Source organism: Parvibaculum sedimenti, from assembly GCF_009184905.1.
GTDB lineage: Bacteria > Pseudomonadota > Alphaproteobacteria > Parvibaculales > Parvibaculaceae > Parvibaculum > Parvibaculum sedimenti.
Map to the genome: position 1 here is coordinate 20,408 of NZ_WESC01000015.1, position 20,846 is coordinate 41,253.

Annotated in this window: 21 protein-coding genes; 17 read left to right on the forward strand and 4 right to left on the reverse strand. The window is 59.6% G+C overall.

The features are described 5' to 3' along the window. Position 1 precedes the first annotated feature (1 nt). The 6 genes from hcaB (at position 2) to dmpG (ending at position 5,558) form a co-directional block, all read left to right on the forward strand. Positions 2 to 832, forward strand: coding sequence for a 3-(cis-5,6-dihydroxycyclohexa-1,3-dien-1-yl)propanoate dehydrogenase (gene hcaB, locus F2P47_RS14745; RefSeq protein ID WP_152217147.1), 831 nt, complete (start codon positions 2 to 4; stop codon positions 830 to 832). Between the two features lie 52 nt (positions 833 to 884). Continuing rightward, a complete protein-coding gene (locus tag F2P47_RS14750) occupies positions 885 to 1,769 on the forward strand; it encodes a VOC family protein (protein WP_152217148.1) in 885 nt (294 codons plus the stop codon). Positions 1,770 to 1,875: 106 nt separating this feature from the next. Next, complete coding sequence (locus F2P47_RS14755) at positions 1,876 to 2,727, forward strand: alpha/beta fold hydrolase (RefSeq protein WP_152217149.1); 852 nt, start codon at positions 1,876 to 1,878, stop codon at positions 2,725 to 2,727. A gap of 23 nt (positions 2,728 to 2,750) precedes the next feature. Continuing rightward, entirely contained in the window at positions 2,751 to 3,551 is an 801-nt protein-coding gene (locus F2P47_RS14760; protein WP_185681135.1) for a 2-keto-4-pentenoate hydratase, read from the forward strand. 25 nt (positions 3,552 to 3,576) lie between these two features. Beyond that, positions 3,577 to 4,521 (forward strand): acetaldehyde dehydrogenase (acetylating), encoded by a 945-nt coding sequence (locus tag F2P47_RS14765; RefSeq protein WP_152217150.1) that lies wholly within the window; start codon positions 3,577 to 3,579, stop codon positions 4,519 to 4,521. Next, on the forward strand, positions 4,518 to 5,558 hold the full coding sequence (gene dmpG, locus F2P47_RS14770; RefSeq protein WP_152217151.1) for a 4-hydroxy-2-oxovalerate aldolase: 1,041 nt from the start codon (positions 4,518 to 4,520) through the stop codon (positions 5,556 to 5,558). The genes F2P47_RS14765 and dmpG overlap by 4 nt, the downstream gene beginning before the upstream one ends. Before the next feature lie 4 nt (positions 5,559 to 5,562). Here dmpG and F2P47_RS14775 read toward each other — a convergent pair whose 3' ends face one another. Further along, positions 5,563 to 8,538, reverse strand: a complete 2,976-nt coding sequence (locus F2P47_RS14775; RefSeq protein WP_152217152.1) for a PAS domain S-box protein — start codon at positions 8,536 to 8,538, stop codon at positions 5,563 to 5,565. Between the two features lie 311 nt (positions 8,539 to 8,849). On the opposite strand from F2P47_RS14775, the gene F2P47_RS14780 reads away from it, so the two are divergent. Then, a complete protein-coding gene (locus tag F2P47_RS14780) occupies positions 8,850 to 9,662 on the forward strand; it encodes a tetratricopeptide repeat protein (protein ID WP_185681136.1) in 813 nt (270 codons plus the stop codon). 15 nt (positions 9,663 to 9,677) lie between these two features. Here F2P47_RS14780 and F2P47_RS14785 read toward each other — a convergent pair whose 3' ends face one another. Genes F2P47_RS14785 through F2P47_RS17740 form a run of 3 tightly spaced genes read right to left on the reverse strand, consistent with a single transcriptional unit; the run spans position 9,678 to position 10,685 of the window. Continuing rightward, positions 9,678 to 10,055, reverse strand: a complete 378-nt coding sequence (locus tag F2P47_RS14785) for a TadE/TadG family type IV pilus assembly protein (protein WP_185681137.1) — start codon at positions 10,053 to 10,055, stop codon at positions 9,678 to 9,680. Continuing rightward, positions 10,052 to 10,483: a TadE/TadG family type IV pilus assembly protein gene (locus F2P47_RS14790; protein WP_185681138.1), complete on the reverse strand. Its 432-nt coding sequence runs from the start codon at positions 10,481 to 10,483 to the stop codon at positions 10,052 to 10,054. The genes F2P47_RS14785 and F2P47_RS14790 overlap by 4 nt, the downstream gene beginning before the upstream one ends. A 13-nt stretch (positions 10,484 to 10,496) precedes the next feature. Continuing rightward, positions 10,497 to 10,685: a hypothetical protein gene (locus tag F2P47_RS17740; RefSeq protein WP_185681139.1), complete on the reverse strand. Its 189-nt coding sequence runs from the start codon at positions 10,683 to 10,685 to the stop codon at positions 10,497 to 10,499. 452 nt (positions 10,686 to 11,137) lie between these two features. Here F2P47_RS17740 and F2P47_RS14800 point away from each other — a divergent pair, with 452 nt between their 5' ends. The 10 genes from F2P47_RS14800 to F2P47_RS14845 all read left to right on the forward strand — a co-directional run bounded on the left by F2P47_RS14800 (position 11,138) and on the right by F2P47_RS14845 (position 20,846). Continuing rightward, on the forward strand, positions 11,138 to 11,335 hold the full coding sequence (locus tag F2P47_RS14800) for a Flp family type IVb pilin (RefSeq protein WP_152217157.1): 198 nt from the start codon (positions 11,138 to 11,140) through the stop codon (positions 11,333 to 11,335). Between the two features lie 100 nt (positions 11,336 to 11,435). Then, positions 11,436 to 11,969, forward strand: a complete 534-nt coding sequence (locus tag F2P47_RS14805) for an A24 family peptidase (RefSeq protein ID WP_185681140.1) — start codon at positions 11,436 to 11,438, stop codon at positions 11,967 to 11,969. Continuing rightward, the gene (cpaB, locus tag F2P47_RS14810; protein WP_152217159.1) at positions 11,969 to 12,832 is read left to right on the forward strand and encodes a Flp pilus assembly protein CpaB; all 864 of its coding nucleotides are present in this window, start codon (positions 11,969 to 11,971) and stop codon (positions 12,830 to 12,832) included. Before F2P47_RS14805 ends, cpaB begins: the two co-directional genes overlap by 1 nt. Positions 12,833 to 12,894: 62 nt before the next feature. After that, entirely contained in the window at positions 12,895 to 14,304 is a 1,410-nt protein-coding gene (locus F2P47_RS14815) for a type II and III secretion system protein family protein (protein ID WP_185681141.1), read from the forward strand. Positions 14,305 to 14,377: 73 nt separating this feature from the next. Beyond that, entirely contained in the window at positions 14,378 to 14,719 is a 342-nt protein-coding gene (locus F2P47_RS14820) for a CpaD family pilus assembly lipoprotein (protein ID WP_246176917.1), read from the forward strand. Further along, entirely contained in the window at positions 14,719 to 15,927 is a 1,209-nt protein-coding gene (locus tag F2P47_RS14825; protein ID WP_152217162.1) for a CpaE/TadZ family protein, read from the forward strand. Before F2P47_RS14820 ends, F2P47_RS14825 begins: the two co-directional genes overlap by 1 nt. After that, positions 15,924 to 17,330 carry a TadA family conjugal transfer-associated ATPase gene (locus tag F2P47_RS14830; protein ID WP_246176914.1) on the forward strand — a complete coding sequence of 469 codons (1,407 nt, stop codon included), beginning with the start codon at positions 15,924 to 15,926 and terminating at the stop codon, positions 17,328 to 17,330. Before F2P47_RS14825 ends, F2P47_RS14830 begins: the two co-directional genes overlap by 4 nt. 242 nt (positions 17,331 to 17,572) lie before the next feature. Continuing rightward, positions 17,573 to 18,289, forward strand: coding sequence for a type II secretion system F family protein (locus F2P47_RS14835; protein ID WP_152217163.1), 717 nt, complete (start codon positions 17,573 to 17,575; stop codon positions 18,287 to 18,289). Positions 18,290 to 18,315: 26 nt separating this feature from the next. Continuing rightward, positions 18,316 to 19,257, forward strand: a complete 942-nt coding sequence (locus tag F2P47_RS14840; RefSeq protein WP_152217164.1) for a type II secretion system F family protein — start codon at positions 18,316 to 18,318, stop codon at positions 19,255 to 19,257. A gap of 200 nt (positions 19,258 to 19,457) precedes the next feature. Further along, positions 19,458 to 20,846, forward strand: coding sequence for an MFS transporter (locus tag F2P47_RS14845; protein ID WP_152217165.1), 1,389 nt, complete (start codon positions 19,458 to 19,460; stop codon positions 20,844 to 20,846).

The following is a 20,846-nucleotide window of genomic DNA, read 5'->3' on the forward strand; positions in this document are numbered from 1 at the left end:
CGTGGGACGCTTGGATGGACAGGTGGCGTTGATAACCGGCGGTGCTTCCGGGCTTGGGCGCGCGATCGTTGATCGCTTTGTCGCCGAGGGCGCGCGGGTAGGGGTGCTCGATCGCTCGCGCGAGAGACTCGATCAGTTGAAGTCGGATCATGGTAATCGCGTCTGCTGCTCTGCCGGCGATGTGCGTTCCTTCGCAGACAATGAGGCTGCGGTTCGCGATTGCGTCGCCGCATTCGGTTCGCTCGATAGCGCCGTCGGCAATGCGGGCATCTGGGACTATTCGGTCCCACTGGTCGATCTGCCGCCGGAAAATATCGATGAGGCTTTCGACGAACTCTTTCAGGTCAATGTGAAGGGCTACATGTTGATCGCCAAGGCGGCGTTACCCGCGCTCGTGAGGAGCCAGGGCTCGTTGATCTTCACGATCTCCAATGCAGGCTTCTATCCCGACGGCGGCGGTCCGCTCTACACGGCGACCAAACACGCGGTGGTCGGTTTGGTGCGCCAACTTGCCTATGAGTTCGCGCCGTCGGTCCGTGTCAATGGCGTGGCGCCGGGTGGCATCGGCACCGATCTCCGCGGTCCTGCTTCGCTCGGTATGGCCGAGCGCTCGATCGAAAGTATCGACCTGCCGAAGATGGCGGGGCCCATTCTTCCGATCGGCCGTCTGCCAACGCCGGAGGAATACACGGGTGCCTATGTCTTCTTTGCGACGCGCGGCGACACCGTGCCCGCAACAGGCAGTCTCCTCAACTATGACGGCGGTATCGGCATACGCGGCTTTGGCGGGCCCGCTGGCGGGCGCGGGCTTGCCGAGCGATTTGCAAAATAGGCGAAGAAGTTATGGCCCGGCCAATCCGGGTCTGGAACGGGAGGGATGTGACATGGCCGAACTGTCGAATTTGGGCTATGTGGTTTTCGGAGTCAGCGATCTCGCCGCGTGGGAAGATTTCGCCGTCAACATCGCCGGATTGCAGATCGGTCATAAAACCGACGATGCGATGGCATTGCGGATGGACGAATATGAACATCGCATCGCGTTGGAGACGAACGCGGCAGACGATATTCTCGCGGCTGGCTGGGAACTCGATACCGAGGACGAGCTCGACGAATATGTCGACGCCCTGAGAAAATCGGGTGTCGGCATCGCGGATGGCGGCGAGGAACTCGCCGCGCGCCGCTGCGTCGAGAGAATCTATGTCTGCGATGACCCGATGGGCTTCAAGCACGAGTTCTTTTACGGTCCGCGCGTCGCTTCGCTCTCAAACCCCTTCCGCTCTCACATGTTGCGCGGCGCCGGTTTTGAAACCGGCCGGCTCGGCATGGGGCACATTCTGCCAGGAACGAACGACTACGCAGCCTCGGTGAATTTCTACAAAAGCATTCTTGGACTGAAGATCACCGATTACATTCGAGAGGAAGTGGCTCCCGGATTCGTCGTGGACGCGACCTTCTTTCATTCCGCTACCGGGCGTCATCATTCGCTCGCCACGGCCATGATCCCCGGCCCGAAGCGCCTCAATCACTTCATGATTCAGGTGAAGGATTTCGATGATGTCGGCCTTGCATATGATCGTGTTCTGAAGGCCGGATTGCCGGTGGTGCTTTCGCTCGGCCATCACCCCAACGACAAGATGTTCTCGTTCTACGTACAGACGCCATCGGGCTTTGCCATGGAGTTCGGCCATGGCGGTATCGTCGTCGATGACGAGAACTGGAAAATCGTTTCGTATTCGCAGCTCAGCGACTGGGGGCACAAGCGCGCCTGAATTCAGCGCAGAAAACGCTCCATTCGCCAGCCGCAGGATACGCAAGAGATAGATGAATGCCCGGGACGAACAATCCCGATCGGAAAAATCAAAGCAGGAGAGACGAATGCCTGACACACATGTTCTGACTGAGGCCGAAACGAGCAAGTTCGTTGAGGCCAATGGCGTAAAGGTTCACTACAACGAGGCGGGAACGGGTGCGCCGCTGATCCTCATCCATGGTGGTGGCCCCGGCGCTGGCGGCTGGTCGAATTACAACCGCAACATGGGACCCCTGTCGAAGCACTTTCGCGTTATCTGTCCCGATCTTCCCGGCTTCGGGAAGTCGGACATGAAGCCGCTGGGCAGTCCCATGCCTGGCTGGTATGCCGAAACGATGGCAGCCTTTCTGCGCGCACTCGGACTGGAGAAGGCGCATTTCATCGGCAACTCACTCGGCGGCATGGTGACGCTCAAGCTCGCGCTCGAACATCCCGAGATGGTCGATCGCATGGTGCTTATGGGTACAGGCGGCAGCCTGCCGGTTTTCAGCACATTCCCGACCGAAGGCATCAAGACGCTGCTCTTCTTCTATGACGCTCCCGGGCCGTCGCTGGAGCGTCTCAAGGGCTTTATCGGACAGTTCGTCTACGATCCTTCCCAGATCACGGAAGAGTTGTTGAAGCAGCGCATGGAAGTCGCCCTCGACCCGCGCATTATCGCGAACCCGCCGATGCGTCCCAATCCCAAGACGCCGCCGGAAGAACTCTGGCGTGACGCGCGGTTGACGAAGTTGCCGCATGAAACGCTCATGATCTGGGGGCGTGAGGATCGCGTGATGCCGATCGACATGGCTTTCCCGCTTCTGAAGCAGATCCCGCGCGCGCGGCTCTTCGTCATGCCGCAATGCGGGCATTGGGCGCAGTGGGAGCATGCCGAAGAGTTCAACCGAACCGTCACGGGCTTCTTCAGCGCCTGAGATTGATCAGGGAGGGATCGGTCATGGTTTCGAATACGACCGGCGTAGCGTCGTCACAAGTGATGGCGGACGCACTTTACGATGCGCGGCGGATTGGTAAGTCCATTCCGCCGCTGAGTGCGACGTATGGTCTCGCCGATCCTGTGGCGGCCTATGGGGTCCAGGACATCAACACCGGGCGCTGGGTTGCGGAGGGCCGCCGGATCGTGGGACGGAAGATCGGCCTGACGTCGAAGGCAGTGCAGCAGCAGCTTGGCGTCAGCGAGCCCGACTACGGCATGCTCTGGGGAGATCTCGCCTACAAGGATGGCGATGAGATATCCGTGAAGCCTTTCCTGCAGCCTCGGATCGAGGCGGAGATCGCCTTCGTCATGGAGAGCGAAATCCGTTCGCCCGATGCAACGCTGACGGAACTCATGTCGGCCATCGGCTATGCGCTGGCCTCGGTCGAGATCGTCGACAGCGCCATCGCCGACTGGAAGATCACACTCGCCGACACGATTGCGGATAATGCGTCGGCCGGCGGCTTTGCCCTCGGCACCAATCCGCGCAAGATCTGCGATGTGGACCTGAAGCTCTGCGGGATGCTGATGTCGAGGAACGGGGTGCATGCCTCTCTCGGGGTCGGTGCTGCCTGCCTCGGCCATCCGCTCGTCGCGGCGCTCTGGCTCGCACGCAAGATGGCCGAGGTCGGGCGACCGCTTGAGGCGGGTGACATTGTGCTTTCCGGTGCGCTGGGGCCGATGGTCTCCGTGGCCGCCGGCGACTACTTCACCGTCGAGATCCAGGGCTTCTCGCCTTTCGGCGTCAGCTTTGTCGCATAGCTGAAATTTGTCATTGGAACGAGTCATGTCTTCAAAGGTCAAGGTCGCGATCATCGGTTCCGGGAACATCGGGACGGACCTGATGATCAAGGTGATGCGGTTGTCGCAGGTGCTGGAGATGGGGGCCTTTGTGGGTATCGACCCGGAGTCGGACGGGTTGAAGCGGGCGGCGCGGATGGGCGTGCCAGTGACGGCGGAGGGCGTCGAAGGTCTGGTGAAGATGCCGGGCTTCGACGAGATCGCGATCGTCTTCGACGCGACCTCGGCGGGTGCGCATGCGCATCACGACGCCGTGTTGCGCGCGCATGGCAAGCGCGTGATCGATCTGACGCCGGCGGCCATCGGGCCCTATACCGTGCCGCCCGTCAATCTCGACGCGAACCTCGATGCGCCCAACGTCAACATGGTGACCTGCGGCGGGCAGGCGACAATCCCGATCGTGGCCGCGGTGAACCGCGTCGCACCGGTCCATTACGGCGAGATCGTAGCCTCCATCGCCTCGAAGTCGGCAGGCCCCGGCACGCGGGCCAATATCGACGAGTTCACCGAGACGACCTCGAAGGCGATCGAGGTCGTCGGCGGCGCGAAGCGCGGCAAGGCGATCATCGTGTTGAACCCGGCCGAACCGCCGCTGATCATGCGCGACACGGTCTATTGCCTCTGCGACGACGCGGTCGAGGCGGCCATCGAGGCCTCGGTCGAGGAGATGGTGCGCGAGGTGCAGTCCTATGTGCCGGGTTACAGGCTGAAGCAGAAGGTGCAGTTCGAGCGCATCGGCCACAACAGCCGGCTCTATATCCCCGAAATGGGCGAGGCCTTTGCCGGCCTCAAGGTGACGGTGTTCCTTGAGGTCGAGGGCGCGGCCCACTACCTGCCGGCCTATGCCGGCAATCTCGACATCATGACCTCGGCGGCGTTGAAGACCGCCGAGCGCATGGTCGAGCGCGGGCTCAGGAGGGCCGCCGAATGAGCAAGCTCTACATCCAGGACGTGACGCTGCGCGACGGCATGCATGCGATCCGGCACCAGTACGACCTCGACCATGTGCGGGCGATTGCCATCGCGCTCGACGAAGCGAAGGTCGACGCCATCGAAGTGGCGCATGGCGACGGCCTGTCGGGCTCGAGCTTCAATTATGGCTTCGGCGCCTATACCGACTGGGAGTGGATCGCGGCGGTCGCCGGTGTGGTCAAGCATGCCACGGTGACGACGCTGCTGCTTCCCGGCATCGGCACAGTGCATGACCTCCGCCACGCCTATGACCTCGGAGTACGGTCTGTGCGTGTGGCAACGCATTGCACCGAGGCCGACATCTCGAAGCAGCATATCGAGGCGGCGCGGAACCTCGGCATGGATGTCTCGGGCTTCCTGATGATGAGCCACATGAGCGCGCCGGAAGCCTTGGCGGGGCAGGCGAAGCTGATGGAGAGTTATGGCGCCCATTGCGTCTATGTGACGGACTCGGGCGGAGCGCTGACCATGGACGGGGTCGCCGAGCGTCTTCAGGCCTATGACCGGGTGCTGAAGCCCGAGACCGAGCGCGGCATCCATGCGCATCACAATCTGAGCCTCGGCGTCGCGAACTCGATCGCTGCGGTGCAGAACGGCGCCATCCGCATCGACGCCTCCCTCGCGGGCATGGGCGCAGGCGCGGGCAATGCGCCGCTCGAAGTGTTCATCGCCGCCGCCGATGTCTATGGCTGGGAGCATGGCACCGACCTTTTCAGGCTGATGGATGCTGCCGAAGACCTTGTCCGCCCGTTGCAGGACCGGCCCGTCCGCGTTGACCGCGAGACGCTGAGCCTTGGCTATGCAGGCGTCTATTCGAGCTTCCTGCGCCATGCCGAAAAGGCCGCCGGAACCCACGGCCTCGATGTGCGCCAGATCCTCCTCGAGCTCGGACGGCGGCGCATGGTCGGTGGCCAGGAAGACATGATCCTTGATGTCGCACTAGATCTCAAAAAGAAGATGTTGGCGCCGGAGGCGGCCAGCGTCGACTTACCCTAGTGCATTATCGCGAAGTGCGTTCGGGTTCCGACTCTGATGCGGTGAACTTCGCGTCGCCCGATTCGATGACCTCAACACAAGCTTTGACGACGGACGGATCGTAAATCGTCCCGCTTCCTTGTTTGATCTCGGCCAGCGCTGCTTCAAGGCCCAGAGCCGGGCGATAGGGCCGGTGCGACGTCATGGCGTCGATTACGTCGGCCACCGCGATGATGCGCGCTTCGAGAAGAATCTCGTCTCCCTTGAGGCCATTGGGATATCCGGAGCCATCCATGCGTTCGTGGTGCTGAAGGATGATCTGCGCAATGGGCCAGGGAAACTTTACATGTTTCAGAATGTCGTAGCCGGTTTGCGGATGTGTCTTGATGAGTTCGTATTCGACGTCGGTGAGCCTTGCGGGTTTGCTCAGAATCTCAGCTGGCACGTTGATCTTGCCTAGATCGTGGACGAGCCCTGCGAAGTGGAGGCCGCGAATTCTGTCGGCGGGGAGCCCCATCTTGCGCGCAATCGCCTCCGCGATTTCGGTAACGCGGCGCTGATGGCCGGCTGTGTAGAGGTCGCGCATCTCGACGGTGTTGGCGACCGCTGCGATGGTGCCCTCCATGGCCTCCGCCATATTGGCCGTGTATTCTTCGCGTGCAAGCCGGTCTTCGATCGTTTCGACGCCAAACGCAAGGTCGTTCGCCAGTTCCTCCAGAAGTCCGACTTCATCGGCGCCGAAGGCGTCGGTTTCATTAGCGTAGATCGTCAATGTTCCGTATACGCGTCCATCCGCGACCTTTAAGGGCAGTGCGATGCTCGAGCCATAGCCTCGTTGCAGTGCCGCGTCTCGCCAGAGCGCGACGCGCGGATTATTTGCGAAATTCTGGTTGATCTGGGTGGTACCGGTCCTGAACGCGGTTCCCGTCGGGCCTTGCCCCCTTTCCGTATCGGACCAGGTGACCTTGGCTGACTTCAGATAATCTTCGTCCGTACCGCTCGAAGCTACGGGAAGGAGTAATTTCTCCGGGTCGTTCCGAGGAGTTCCGATCCATGCCATCCTGTAGCCGCCCGCTTCGGTGATGACCCGGCACATATTCTGAAAGAGTTCCTGTTCGCTGGCAGCACGGATGAGCGCCTCATTTGCGCGGCTGAGCGTCAGTAGGGCACGTGAGGTGTGCTCGGCAATTCTTCTGGCTTTCACGCGCTCGGTGATGTCGATGACGATAGCTGAAATGCCTGCAAGGATGCCTTCTGAATTATAGATGGGGGAGTATATGAGCGAGACGTTGACGAGGGTGCCGTCCTTGCGCCGTCGGACGGTTTCGTATCCGTTGACCTCGTGGCCCGCGCGTACTTTTTCGATTAACTGCGCGATTTCATTCGGGCGATCCGGCGGCAGAAGGATATTGGCGGAACGGCCTACGATTTCGGACGCGCTGTAGCCGAACAGTTTTTCCGCGGCGGGATTCCAGGTTTTGATGTTGCCACTCAGGTCTTCGCCAACGATCGCGCCACCTGACGAATCGACGATCATGGCCAATTGGGTGAGTGCGTCTATTCGTTCGCGTCTTTCGGTGATGTCGCGGATGATGAGCTGTAGCCAGCGCTTGCCACCGGTCTTTGTCCAGCGCGCTTTGATCTCGACTGGAAAAACGCTCCCGTCCTTGCGCCTCTGGACGCTTTCGAACACCGAGGGAGAGCCGTCTCGGTCGGTGCGCATCCTGTCTGGATTGAGGTAGTCGGGACTGGTGCCGGCGGTATGCAAATCCTGCGCAGATCGCCCGATCAATTCGTCAGCCGCATATCCATAAGCGGAGAGCGCGCGCTCATTGGCTTCTTTCACCCGTCCGGCATCATCGACGAGTAGAATAATTTCGTCGGTGTTTTTGCTGAGGTGATCAAACCGCTGCGATATTTCGCGCTCGCGCAGCTCCGCCCTCAGTTGTCGGACAATCAGGTCGGCCTGTTCCCGTCGTAAAATTTCCAGAAGTGAAACGCCTGCTATGAGGATGAGCAGCACGGCACCCCCAAGGCCGATCATGCGCAGCCTTCGAAAAGGTGCATAAAGTTCATCGGCGTCGACCTTGGTCTCCAACAGCCAAGGCGTCTTCGGTACATCGGTAATGGTCGCCAACACGGACGCGCCGCGATAGTCCACACCTTCCATGGTGCCCCTGAAGCCCCGGGCGGCGGCACCGGCGGGGGTATCCGATGCGAGGGGTAACTGCAGCAGGCGTGGACGCCGTAGAGAGGAGGGGGCCGTGGCGTGGCGTGGGGTCGTGAGGAACTGCACGGCATCGCCGACACGCATCACGATGTTGGTTTCGGCTGTGAGGCTCTTCCCGGGCCACCTGTCGATCAGGGAGAAGAGGTCGAGCTGTGGATCTATTATGAAAAAGACAACCGCAATGGCCTTGCGCGCGTCCCGTTGGGACATAACAGGCGCGCATATGATGATTTCGGTGGAATCAGGATGCTCAGGCACAAGCCGGATGTTGGAGATTTGTGGCGTGCGGGTCTGCAGAGCCGCGCTTTCGAGTTGACGGATAAATGGGTCGATTGTCGGGGCCCCACCGTCCGCGCTCAAAAGCGCTATGCCGGTGGTGTTGGAGAGAAAAATCTCGCCGTAATTCCGGTAGACACCCATGGTAGCCATGCGCAACCGAATTCTCTCGGCGCGATCATCCGCTGGTGAGCCGTCAGAAAGCCATACCTCGATATCGCGCGTTAAAGAGATCTGCCTGGCGAGCACCTCAGCATCGGAAATGCGGCTTTCTACCCAGTGAGTAATCGCTTCGCTATTGAGGCGCGCCACGACCGAGAGGTCTTCGCTGGCGTAACGCTTCAGCGCATCCAGCTCGTTTTGTGCGATGAAATAGTCGGTTGCGAGGATCGCGAGGCTAAAGAGCCCAAAGAAAGCAATGGGACGCCAGAAGCTCGCTAGCGCATTCCATAGACGCGCTTCGGATTTTTCTGGGTGAACCTTCGTTGAGGGCATGCTGGATCAAGGCGTCAATCGCAAAGCTCGTCTCGTCGGACGCGCGATGATGCCCGGGAAACCGGAATTTCTGGGCATACGCGCCTTTGCAAAAGTAGTGCGGCGACTGACCGCGCGCGAGCGGTGACTATTGTAGCGCAGGGGCAAAGTATTCCGATGTGACATGGATGTTCGTTGCAAAAGCGGAATGCTTGACGTCGCAATATGAAACAATATCAGGCAAAGTTCGTTGACATTTTGGTGTGGACGACTGGTACAGCGAAGCGAGCTGAACTAGGATTTCAGGCGGCCGTTCAAAAAGGATGTGCGCCATGATGATACGCTCACGGAAAAATGGGAAGTTCAGAAAGGCGGCATTTGCCTGCCTTTCGGCTGCGTTGTTGCTTGCCGGATGCGCCGATCTCGACATTCAGGGCAAGGGCGCGGCATTGGCGAAGAAGGACGCCCAGGCTGCCGTTGATCGGGGCGGCGCGCCGCTCAGGCTTGCCCGTGCGGCGAGAGACGTTGGTGACTTTGCATCTGCCACGGATCTCTACAAACGTGTTCTCGCCGCCAATCCGGATGATTTCGCTGCCATGGCGGAGTTAGGTTCGACCCAGCTTGAGATGGGTGCCATTTACGATGCAATCGATACATTCAACAAGATTCCATCATCTTCGCCTTCGCAACTCGATGCACAGCTCGGCCAGGAGCGGGCGCAGCTGATGCTATCAAATCCCGTCAAGGCGCTTGAATATGCGGACAAGGCGATGGCAATCGCGCCGAAGAATATTCGCGCGATGGTCGGACGGGGAGTAGCGCTCGACATGCTTGCGCGGCATGAGGAGGCGCAAGAGGCCTATCGCGCTGCGCTTGCCTTGACGCCCCACGACATGGGCGCCACCAGCAACCTTGCCCTGTCGCTCGCTATGACCGGGCAATATGATGATGCCATCCGCATTCTGACGCCTATTGCGCGGGCGCCCGAGGCCACGGCGCGCATCCGCCAGAACCTTGCGCTTATCTATGGCCTGAAAGGCGACGACGACGCGGCACGCGCGCTCAACCGCGTTGATCTCGACGAACAGACGACCGAGAAAAACCTGCAATTTTATGCGGCCGCGCGGGAGCGTGTCGTTAAATAGCAGGGCAGGCTGCCGTCAGCTCGTTGGATAGCAGGATTTTGCCGCCAGGTTCACCGTATCCCCGACCCAGGGGATGATGAGCTGGAACGTAAGAGAGGCATAAACGCAAATGTCGCTCGTTCCCGTTGAAACGGTGAATGCGCTACTATCTATATTCATGCCATAGGCTTGCGTAACGGCGTAATTCTTGATGCTTGTGGCGGAACCGCAAGTCGTGGTGTTAACTGCGGCGCAGCGTGCGGCGGCCTGCACGGCACGGTCGAGGGTGGTCTGCGTCCAGAGAAGACGCCCGACATCGACGATGCCTATCGTGAACAGCAATACGAGTGGAACGACGAGTGCGAATTCAATCGCTGCGGCGCCGCTTGTCCCCAGGCATACCGGCCTTTTCATTGAATTCTCACGATGGCATGGGCCGTCAGCGTCGCCGGAATGGGAAGTCCCAGATAGGACAGTATCGTCGTGTGCGGGATAGTTGCGTCGACACGAACATATTGTCCGGGACTGCCGCCGCCGGTGCATGTAGCAGTGCAGAGGGTTGTCGTGACGCCGGTCGCCGTGGGGCACCCGCAAAAGGTTTGTGGTGAGGGCGTTGCCGTGATCCCGGTCTCGGCGGTTGCGCCTGTAATCGCGTTTGAAATACCGGTGGAGTCCCAGCCGTACTGGGTGGCGTAACTCGCCCCCGCTTCCACGGCCTCATGCACCATCATCGACTCGCGGATAGAAAAGCCGACCTCGACAAGTCCCGCCAAAAGGATCAGCAGGACGGGTGCGAGAAGGCCGAATTCAATTGCGGCCGTGCCTGCATCGTTTCTCCGCATGGTCGCATCGCTCCTAATCGACGAGTTTGGGTGAGCCGTTGATAATCGGCAGGACGCCCATATTCGCCGCGGATTCGGCGCCATGTTCCAGCGACGGCCTGCGACGATGTTCCAGATGCATCGCGTCGATCGCGACAGGACCGATTGGCCCTGAAAAGGCCAGAACGTAATGGATGGCGATGCAGTTGTGTTTATCCAGCATGAATCCGGGCATCGGCAATCTCACGAAGCGAAGCGGCATCTTCGAGTGCCTTCAGGTTTCGTATCACCGCTACGAACTTCAACGACGACAAAGACATCGGCATTGCGGTCATCCCATCCGGGTGAGGCACTGTAAAGAATGCGCCAGATTGAGGTTGTTTGATATGGCGGAATGTTTTCCGAAAGAAAATAAAAGAGATGTAGGCGGACAAAACTGAAATTTCGCGAACCGGGTAAAATTCATAATTTAAGGCATGCTCATCAAAATGTGTCTCAATGTGGGCAATTCGAAATGCCAGTTTCCTGAATTCTTTGTTGACCTGTCAGGACATTAGGCGCGTTGTAAAGAGGCTTAATGGGTGCGATTACGGAAACGGATGATCAGCACCTATTGATGAGACTGGAGAAAAAGGCCGGCACCTGCCCGGCGATAACATATGAGGATCGTGCGCGATGTCCATTCTCAGAGACACTTCGAAGAAGATAGCGACGGCTCTTTCCATCAAGTCGGAGAGTGGCGTTACCGCGGTCGAGTATGGCTTGATCGCATCGCTGGTGGCGCTGGCAATTATCGTTGGTGCGGGTTTGCTCGGCACCAATCTCAACTCGCTGTTCAACTACATCGCCGGTAAAGTTTCGACGCCGACATAAGCGCTGGCGCAACCAGCTTGGGTTGAGGAGCGCTTTCGTCTCAATGTGAAGCCTGGGCGGAGTTGCTCCCCGTCACCTATGGCGCCGAAGCGAGGCAGTCGTGACCACGTCGGCGATAGCGCTCTGGGGCGTTGCATTTTCAGCGGTGCTTGCGGGCGTGGCGCGGGACCTGCAGGACAGGATAATCCCAAACGCTTTGGTGTTGATCGTGTGCGCGGCAGGCGTCGCGATGCAGTGCGTCGGCGAGGGCTGGAACGTTTGGCATAGCCTGTCCGTTACGACGGCGGTCTATCTCTGCGCGGCGGCGCTTGCCTATTGGGGCTTTATGGGCGGTGGCGATGCGAAGTTGATCGTTGCATCCACCCTGCTGGTGCCGCCGGGCCAGGTTGTGGCGCTGCTGCTGAGCATCGCCTTGGCAGGTGGTCTGCTCAGCTGCTTTTACCTGGCTGCGCAGCTTGTGTTGAAGCGGAGACGGCTTGCGACCCCGGTGAAGGACGCAGGCGTGAGGAGGGGAGGACGCATTTCCAATCTTATACGGACAGAAGCCGAGAGGATCTTGGCAGGTGAGCCAATGCCATATGCCATCGCCATTCTCGGCGGGTTGGCCTTTCACTTCTTCGTCGAGGTTATCTGATGCAATTTCGGAACATCGTGTTGATGCTGGGGCTCGTTGCGCTGTTGGTTGGAGTTGCGCTCGCGATTGTCTGGGCCCGGTTGCCGGCGGAAAAGCCACAACCTGAGGATGTAGCCATGCGGCATCCCGCAATTCTCGTTGTAACGACCGATATTCCGCAAGGGGCGCAGTTGCGCGCCGATCAGATCGCGTGGAAAGAAGTACCCGCCGCCGATATTACTCCTGCGAACATCGTACGTGGTCAGGTGTCATCGGATCTCTATGTCGGCGCCGTCGCGCGCCGCGCTTTCGGCGTTGGTGAGGCGCTTGCGCGCAACGCGCTGGTGCTGCGCGGCGAACGAAATTTCCTCGCTGCGACCCTGACACCGGGAATGTACGCAGTCTCTCTCTCGGTCGATCCGGCGCAGATTGTGGCCGGCCTTCTGCGTCCCGGCGATCATGTCGACGTCATATTGTCCCAGGCTCTTGGCGACGCGAACGGCATTGCGAATGCGGTGGACGGCACGGTTCTCAGGGACATTCGGGTCTTGGCCGTCGATCAATGGTTCGCGGGGACAAATACCCCGGCGGAGGCGGCCGTGCCAATGGCGCCCGCCGCAACGAAGATGCCGACAACGATCACGCTGGAGGTCACGGAGGTCGATGCGAAACGACTTCTGGTGGCAACGCAGATCGGCCACGTCACGCTCGCGCTACGCTCGCTCGAAGGAAGCTTTGTCGTTTCGGACGTGTCGCTCGAGGGCGCAATGCCGGTCTGGTCTGACGAGGTGTCGTCGGCATTCCGCCCCGCGCGAGAGACCTCCGTTGCGAGCGCACGCGGTACGGTGCGGATCATACGCGGTTCAAAGGTGGGGACTGATTGATGCAGCTCATGATGCGATCCGACAGGACGGGGCGTACAAGGCGCGAGACCGCAGACCGCGGCATGCAGATGATGTCTGCGCTCTCCATCGGCTTGTTCCTCGTTCTTTTTGCGGTAAGCCTCACCGTGCATTCTGGTCGAGCCTATGCCGCAGAGACCGCGACGCAGGGATCTGTTGTCGTCGAGGCCGACAAGGCAAAGCTCATCCATCTTGCCGCACCCGCGGCTACGGTATTCGTAGCCAACCCTGATGTCGCAGATATCCAGGTGCCGGACCCGCAAACGGTCGTCGTGCTGGGCAAGCGCGCGGGGGCAACGACCGTCTATGTCTTTGACGGGGCGGGGAAGGCAACTGGTTATTCGGTTCTGGTCCGGCATCAGACCGGAGATGCGGCGGCAGACATACGCCGCAACGTGCCGGACGCGAATGTGGCCGTTTCCAGCACACCCAAAGGCATCATAGTCAACGGTAGCGTCACCTCTCCGCTCGACGCCAACCGGATGAAGGCCATTTCGTCGCAATATCTCGGGCCGAAGGAGCAGGTGATCCTTAATGCTGGCGTCACAAGCTCGACGCAGGTGAATCTGCGGGTGCGCGTGGCGGAGGTGTCGCGCGATGCTCAGAAGGAGTTCGGCTTCAACTGGGATGCGCTTTACAACAACGGCAAACTTGCCATCGGTCTGCTCACGGGTCGCGCGCCGGCTTCGGCCTTCGGCACCTTTACTCGCGATACCTCTTCCAACAACCTGGATTCGCTCGGTGTCGGCTACAAGAACGGCAACTGGAATGTGGCTGCGCTCATCGATGCATTGAGGGAAGAAGGGCTCGTGAGCATTCTTGCAGAACCCAACCTCACGACGACTTCGGGTGAGCCAGCGAACTTTCTGGCAGGTGGCGAATTTCCCGTGCCGGTATCTCAAGGAACTCTAAGTTCATCTGCGATAACGATCGAATGGAAGCGCTACGGCGTGAGCGTCGATTTCACGCCGACTGTTCTCAACGGAAACCGGATCAGCGTGAAAGTGCGTCCGGAAGTCAGCGAACTGTCGACTAACGGTGCTGTGACGCTCAATGACATCACGATCCCCGCTGTGACGGTAAGGCGGGCGGAAACGACGGTAGAACTTGCAAGCGGACAAAGCTTTGCGATCGCCGGGCTTTTCCAGAACAATGTTCAGAACGAAGTACGCGATTTTCCCTGGCTTGCCGACATTCCGGTCCTCGGGGCCCTTTTTCGTTCGACGAGCTTCCAGCGGCATGAGAGCGAACTGGTGATCATCGTCACGCCCTATATCGTCCAGCCCGTATCAAACCCTGATGCATTGGGCTTACCGACGGACGGCCTCGTTTATGCGAGCGATCTGGAGCAGCTCTTGCTGGGCCGCTTGACCGCTGTCAAGGCAGGCACACCCACGCCGGCCTCTCCCAATCAGCCGCATCTCAATGGGGCGGCGGGATTTATTGTGGAATGAACAGATGACGCAAAGCAGACGTAAGTTTCGAGTCGTCTCCATGGCCGCGGCGTCAATCGTCCTTTCGGCAATGATGGTTCCGCACGGGCCGGCAGCGGCAGAGGTGGCTTCGGACCCCTGCAGCGGGCGATTGACAACTGACATAGTCAGTGATCACGCCAACGCACCAACATTCGGCGGAGGCTGTGTAAACAAAAACAACATCGAGAATATGGTTCAGCAGAAGAGCGACCTGATGCAAGGACGCCCGCTCGGGCCCGCGAATGCAGAGCGCGAGGCTCAGGCAGTCAGGCGCTATGAGGAGGGTAAGGTCAAGACGGAGTCCGACTACAAGGGAACCTCGCCAGTCTCGATTTTCGGCGCACCTGCCTCGTCGGGCGGACAGTCCGGCTCTTCCTCGTCGGGAGACCAGTAATGCAAGGCCGTCCAAATACAACTGACGATATGGTGCAGGGTCAGGCTGCGTATGTTGCCATGCTCTATCTGAACGACAGCTATAGCGAGAATGTGCTCCAGACACGTCTGAATGTGATCGGCGTCCAGAACCCCTATATCGGCAAGGGCGGAATTGTCGGCGCAATCAAGGACCTTGCGAAGATGAGATCGCCGCGCCTGCTGATCGTCGACATCTCCGGCGTAGATGATCCGCTTGAACGTGTTCACGAGCTGGCCGCGCTTTGCGATCCACAGGTCGGCGTGATCGTGGTCGGAGAGACCAACGACGTCGTTCTTTACCGGAGCCTGAAAAATGCGGGCGTTTCGGAGTATTTCTTCAAGCCTATCGTCGGCGATGTTGTCGGGCACACCTGCAATGCGTTGCTGAATGGCGCCGTCGAGCAAACGAGCCCCGGTATCGGCATTGGAAAGCTGGTGCTCCTGCTCGGCACGCGTGGTGGCGCCGGCGTGACGACAATTGCGACGCAATTGTCGCTGTATCTGGCAAATGAGCGAAAGCGGCGAACCGTTCTGGTCGATCTGGATCTGGAAGCCGGCGATGTCGCGCTTCAGCTTGGCGTCGAACCGCAACGTGCGCTTGGCGAAGTTCTCGCTCATCCGGAGCGCATCGACGATCTCTTTCTTGAACGTGGTGTCACCCATATCTCCGACAGGCTCGATCTTCTTGCCTCGCTTGAGCCGCTTGACGACGCCGCGCATTATGAAGAAGACGCGGTTCTCTCCTTGCTGACAAATTTGGTGCGCACCTATCGCTATGTCTTCGTCGATCTTCCGGTGCACAGCGCAATTCATCTTCCGCGGCTTATGCGGCAACCAGGCACCTGCTTCCTGATCAGTGATTGCACATTGACGGCAGCTCGCGATGTCGCGCGTTGGCGAACGGCGTTGGGCGCGAATTCCGTCAATCGGACGACCTTCCATATTCTGAACAAGAAGGGAGCCGATTTTGCTTTGCCTTTCGATGAGTTCCTCCACGCGGTGGGAACGCCACCCGATGTTGTCATTTCATACAAGCACGAAGTAGGACGTGCCTCGGTTCTTGGCGCCACCGAAGTCGTGAAATGCCGTTCGTTCATGCAGGAGCTCGGCCCGGCTCTGCAGATTATTTCGGGCGAAGGGGTTCACGCGCCCAAGCGCGGATTTCTCCGTGGGATATTGGGCGGATGAGTACGTTCACTTTCGGCAAAAAGCCAACCGAGGAAGGGCCCGTGGGCGGAGAGTCCGCTGAGCCAAAGACGCCCTCGGACATGAGGCCCTTCACAGCACGGCCGGATGTAGCCGCTCGCTTGAAGACGAACATCAAGGCCGTCGAGTTTATTCAGGATCAGGTTCTGACGATGGTCGAGCCCGCCCTTGCGGTTCGTCTATCGCCCGACATGCTGCGCAAGCGTGTAGAGGAACTGATAGCGGTAGTTGCGGCGCAGCATCAGCTTCTTATCAATCAGGAAGAGCAGCGTGCGCTCGCAGAGCTGATTGTGGACGATATGGTGGGGCTTGGTCCCATTGAGCCACTCCTGAATGATGAGACAGTGTCGGACGTCATGATCAATGGCCCGAGCATGGTCTATGTCGAGCGCAAGGGTAAGTTGCAGCTGACGCCGGTTCATTTTCGAAATGATGCGCATGTAATGCATGTGGCGCAACGCATCGCGTCCTCCGTGGGCAGGCGTATCGACGAATCCAGCCCCATGCTCGATGCGCGTCTGCCGGACGGGAGCCGGGTCAATGCGATTATTCCGCCATTGAGTCTCAAGGGACCTTGCATCTCGATCCGCAAGTTCTCCAGAAATGTCATGAATTTCTGGCGGTTCACGGAACTTGGCACCGTTTCGCGCGAGATGGCGCGCGCATTGGAGATCGCAGCGCGCTGCCGGCTCAACGTTATCGTCTCGGGTGGCACAGGCTCGGGGAAAACCACCTTTCTCAATGCTCTCTCGCTCATGATCGATCACGGTGAACGCATTGTGACGATTGAGGACGCGGCGGAGCTTCAGATGCAGCAACCGCATGTCATCCAGTTGGAAACGCGCCCCGCCAATATCGAGGGAAAGGGCGAAGTGACGCAACGCGATCTCGTGCGCAATGCGCTGCGGATGCGCCCCGACCGCATCATTCTGGGCGAGGTGCGCGGTGTCGAGGCGTTCGACATGATGCAGGCCATGAATACCGGCCACAACGGTTCCATGTCGACAATTCACTCGAATTCCGCCCGGGACGCGCTGGCTAGAATCGAAAATATGATCCTGATGGCGAATGTGAATGTTCCCCTTCAGTCGATCCGTATGCAGATCGCGAGTGCGCTCGACCTTATCATTCATACGGAGCGTATGCGCGACGGCGTGAGGCGTGTCACGGAGGTGGTTGAGGTTGCGGGCATCGAACACGAAACGATCTTGCTGGGCTCTCTGTTCACTTATCGTTATGTCGGCCAGAATCCGGATGGATCTCTCAATGGATATTTCAAGTGTGAGGGCGGCCGCCCGCGATTCCTGCCGCGCGTTGAATATTACGGCTTCGGCGATGAATTCCTGGAGGCGTTGACGCCGACGAAGCCACCGGAGCGCAAGTGAGGACGCTCATACCATATATTGCAATATTTCTGCTGCTCCTGTTCGGAGCCGGAACTGCATTTGGCGCCTTTGCTATCAGAAGAGAAAAGTACCGAAATATTCGTCGCCGGGCGAAGCTTCTCTCGCCGACGCTGCCGCCATGGCTGAGCGCAAAGGATGAAGAAGCAGATCTATCTCTGCCAACGGTGATTGCACATCGCATCCGTGGTTTCTTTTGCGTAGGCATCCCGCACCGATGGGGAATGACCGTGAGTGGCGGCGTTCTGATCGCCATCGGTGTCGTCTCCGCTGCCGTGGCGTGGCTCTTCCTTTCCGCCTTGTTGCATCTACCGATCTATATCGTCGTGCCCGGCGTTGTTGCGGCTTTCTATGTTGGGCCGAGGCAAGTTCTGAAGACGCAGCAGCGGCGCGTCGAGGATCAATTCACCGATCTGTTTCCGGAGGCGGTCGACATGGTGACGCGCATGGTCAGGGCGGGCCTGCCGATCAATGTCGCATTTCGTGCGGTCGGTGAGGAAGCGCCGCCCCCCGTGAACAGGATTTTTTCCGAGCTTGCGGCCGAGGAAAAGATCGGTGCTCGTTTTGACGAAGCGCTCGCGTCGGCCGCCGATCGTGTAGGCCTACCCGATTTTCGTTTCTTCGCCGTGGCCGTGGCGTTGCACTATTCGACCGGCGGCAACATCGCGGTGACCCTGGAAATTCTGTCCGATATCGTACGCAAACGAAAGGCGACGAGGTTGAAGGCGAAGGCGACGACGGCGGAGGTGCGGACTTCGGCCATGGTGCTGGGCGCGCTTCCATTTGTTGTCATTGGCGGATTGTTGGTTCTGAGCCCGGCTTATCTCGCGCCGCTGACCACGGACCCACGCGGAAACGTCATCATTGGCCTTGCAATAGGGTTTCTGGCTGCTGCCTATTTTTCAATGCGCTGGATGATGCGCAGGGCGACGAGGATTTAGCTGCGGGATGTAAGGAACAGGATGCTATGGGTTTCCTTGTCACGAACCAGCCCGGTGTAACGCTGCTCATCGCGGCGCTGGCGCTCATCTGGGCGGGATTCGTCTTGGTCATTTACGCCATGCATATCCGTCGTCAGGCCATCGACCGCCGGGTTGCTCTTGTCGAACCAAAAAAAGTCTCCAAGGTCGCCGAGAGGAACGGCGAAATGGAGCTTGGAAAACCGCAGGTACCGTCAGGGCTTCCCGGCGGCATGACCGAGCGCGAGCAGCATGAACTGATGCGGATATTCGCACGCTGGGGAATACCGATCGGTTATGCTGTTGCGGCTTACATGGCGCTGCGGCTGGCCACTGTCGTGGCGTTGGCAGTGCTTTCCTATCTGCTTTCTTCCTATCTTCCGGCCATTGGGAGAAATGCGCCGCTCCATTATCTCATGTCGGCTGCAGTCGGCATGGCTGGATGGCTGCTGCCGCATTACGTGATACAGAAACTGGCGGCGCGTCACGCGGCGACTGCCGCGAGGGGGTTGCCGGAAGCACTCGAATTGCTTGTCATCTGCGTCGAGGTCGGTCTCGCGCTCGAAGACAGCATCAAGCGCGCGGCGCAAGAGTTGCGGCACACAAATCCCTATCTCGCTGAAGAGCTCTATCTTACGTCCGCCGATCTTGAAATTCTGCCGAGCCAGGATCAGGCACTCCACAATTTTGCAGAGCGGCTCGGAGTGCCCAGTGCACGCTCGGTTGTGAGTACGTTGACGCAGACGCTTCGGTACGGTACGCCGCTGGTGAGTGCGCTGCGCGTGGTTGCTGCCGAGTTGCGCAATACCTCGCTTCTGGAGATGGAGGAGCGCGCCAACAAGCTGCCGACATTGATGACACTGCCCATGATCCTCTTCATCATGCCGACGATCTTCCTTGTCGTCGGTGGGCCGGCTGTGCTTCGCGTAGTCGATATCTTCCTTAAATAGACGATTGGCCGGAGTAGAGGCGGCAGCTTCAAGCAAGCGCAGTGGTGTGCCTTTTGTAGCTCGGCTTGCCTGTTGCGTAGGCAAAAATGCGATGAACTGAAATTTTCCAGTCGGCTGCGGATAAAACGGCGATTGAAAGATTGCCAAAGCCGCGACGACCGCCTATCTCCGGCCAACCTGGACAAGGATAGAGCGGTCAAATGACCTCAACGGCGGCGCGGGCGACGGGTTGGAGGGAAGTGCTTGGAGGCGGACGCTTTCCGCGTTTTGCGCTTCTTTGCCTCGGCATCTGGCTCAATGCCGCCGACGCGCTGATGACCTCCACGATCATGCCGAGCGTCGCCCGCGACATTGGCGGCTATGCCTATTTCGGCTGGGCGATTGCAGGCTTCATGTTGGGCTCGATCATTGCGGGAACGAGCGCGGGGCAGTTTTCCCTACGCTTCGGCGTGCGCCGCGCCATGGTCATCGCGGCATTGGCTTATTCGGCCGGCTGCGTCATTAGCGCCGCCTCACCAGAGATCGCGAGCTTCCTTGTCGGGCGCCTGCTGCAAGGCGTCGGTGCAGGCTGGATCGTCGGTCTTTGCTATGTCGCGGTTGGCACCATGTTCCCTGAGCACATGCTTGCCCGCGTTCTCGCTGCTGTTTCAGGTGTCTGGGGCGTTGCCACTCTGCTCAGCCCGCTCATCGGCGGCATTTTCGCCGAGGCAGGGCTGTGGCGCTGGTCGTTCTGGCTCTTTGCATTTCAGGGGATTGCCTTTGCCATTGCCGCGATATGGCTGCTCGACAGGGGTGGGGCAGCGTTGTTGCGCGATCCGTTGCCGCTCCGCCAGCTGGCGGTGCTGACGCTTGGCATTCTCTGCATCGCGGCGGCGGGTCTCGTCCCCGATGCAGCGCGCGCCGCTCTGCTCGGCCTTGCCGGTATGGCAATGCTCGTGTTTTTCGTGCGGCTCGACGGGCGCTCGCCGGTTCCGCTTCTGCCGCGGCAGACCGGCAATCTTTCGAGCGTCCCTGCCGCCGCTTATATGATGATCTTCATGCTCTCTGCTGGAACCATCAGCTTCGGCGTTTATGGCTCCGCGATCATGCAGGCATTGCACGGGAGTTCTCCGCTCGTTGCGGGCTATGTCATCGGCATTGAAGCTTTCACCTGGACGGTGGCGTCGCTCTTCGTCGCGGGGCTCAGAAGCGAGTGGCATTCGTTTTATATAAGGCTCGGGACGAGTTTGATCGTCGTCGGTGTCTCGGGCCTTGCTTTCGCCATGCCGCGCGGTTCGCTTGCGGAGGTGATTGCCTGCGCGGTCCTGCTTGGCGGCGGCTTCGGCTTTTGCTTTGCCTTCATGACGCGCCGGCTGCTTGCCAGCGTTCCGACGGAGGAGCGCGCTGTCGCATCATCCGCGGTGCCGACAATGCAGCTTGTCGGTGGGGCAGCCGGATCGGCGGGAGCGGGGGCAATTGCCAATTTCCTGGGCTTCGGACACGGGATCGACGCTGCGACGGCGGCTTCGGGTAGCTTCTGGCTTTTTGCCTGCTTCGTGCCGGTTGCAGCGATCGGCTGGTTTGCCGCCTGGCGTCTCGCGCGCCTTTGA

What these genes read in the sequence shown, in the direction of transcription:
- F2P47_RS14830 (WP_246176914.1), top strand. Translation starts at nt 15,924, where the DNA reads ATGAGTACGTTCACTTTCGGCAAAAAGCCAACCGAGGAAGGGCCCGTG.
- F2P47_RS14775 (WP_152217152.1), bottom strand. Translation starts at nt 8,538, where the DNA reads ATGCCCTCAACGAAGGTTCACCCAGAAAAATCCGAAGCGCGTCTATGG.
- F2P47_RS14840 (WP_152217164.1), top strand. Translation starts at nt 18,316, where the DNA reads ATGGGTTTCCTTGTCACGAACCAGCCCGGTGTAACGCTGCTCATCGCG.
- F2P47_RS14790 (WP_185681138.1), bottom strand. Translation starts at nt 10,483, where the DNA reads ATGCGGAGAAACGATGCAGGCACGGCCGCAATTGAATTCGGCCTTCTC.
- F2P47_RS14845 (WP_152217165.1), top strand. Translation starts at nt 19,458, where the DNA reads ATGACCTCAACGGCGGCGCGGGCGACGGGTTGGAGGGAAGTGCTTGGA.
- cpaB (WP_152217159.1), top strand. Translation starts at nt 11,969, where the DNA reads ATGCAATTTCGGAACATCGTGTTGATGCTGGGGCTCGTTGCGCTGTTG.
- F2P47_RS14780 (WP_185681136.1), top strand. Translation starts at nt 8,850, where the DNA reads ATGATGATACGCTCACGGAAAAATGGGAAGTTCAGAAAGGCGGCATTT.
- F2P47_RS14760 (WP_185681135.1), top strand. Translation starts at nt 2,751, where the DNA reads ATGGTTTCGAATACGACCGGCGTAGCGTCGTCACAAGTGATGGCGGAC.
- F2P47_RS14820 (WP_246176917.1), top strand. Translation starts at nt 14,378, where the DNA reads ATGGTTCCGCACGGGCCGGCAGCGGCAGAGGTGGCTTCGGACCCCTGC.
- F2P47_RS14765 (WP_152217150.1), top strand. Translation starts at nt 3,577, where the DNA reads ATGTCTTCAAAGGTCAAGGTCGCGATCATCGGTTCCGGGAACATCGGG.
- F2P47_RS14815 (WP_185681141.1), top strand. Translation starts at nt 12,895, where the DNA reads ATGCAGATGATGTCTGCGCTCTCCATCGGCTTGTTCCTCGTTCTTTTT.
- dmpG (WP_152217151.1), top strand. Translation starts at nt 4,518, where the DNA reads ATGAGCAAGCTCTACATCCAGGACGTGACGCTGCGCGACGGCATGCAT.
- F2P47_RS14835 (WP_152217163.1), top strand. Translation starts at nt 17,573, where the DNA reads ATGACCGTGAGTGGCGGCGTTCTGATCGCCATCGGTGTCGTCTCCGCT.
- F2P47_RS14825 (WP_152217162.1), top strand. Translation starts at nt 14,719, where the DNA reads ATGCAAGGCCGTCCAAATACAACTGACGATATGGTGCAGGGTCAGGCT.
- F2P47_RS17740 (WP_185681139.1), bottom strand. Translation starts at nt 10,685, where the DNA reads ATGCTGGATAAACACAACTGCATCGCCATCCATTACGTTCTGGCCTTT.
- F2P47_RS14800 (WP_152217157.1), top strand. Translation starts at nt 11,138, where the DNA reads ATGTCCATTCTCAGAGACACTTCGAAGAAGATAGCGACGGCTCTTTCC.
- F2P47_RS14785 (WP_185681137.1), bottom strand. Translation starts at nt 10,055, where the DNA reads ATGAAAAGGCCGGTATGCCTGGGGACAAGCGGCGCCGCAGCGATTGAA.
- F2P47_RS14755 (WP_152217149.1), top strand. Translation starts at nt 1,876, where the DNA reads ATGCCTGACACACATGTTCTGACTGAGGCCGAAACGAGCAAGTTCGTT.
- F2P47_RS14750 (WP_152217148.1), top strand. Translation starts at nt 885, where the DNA reads ATGGCCGAACTGTCGAATTTGGGCTATGTGGTTTTCGGAGTCAGCGAT.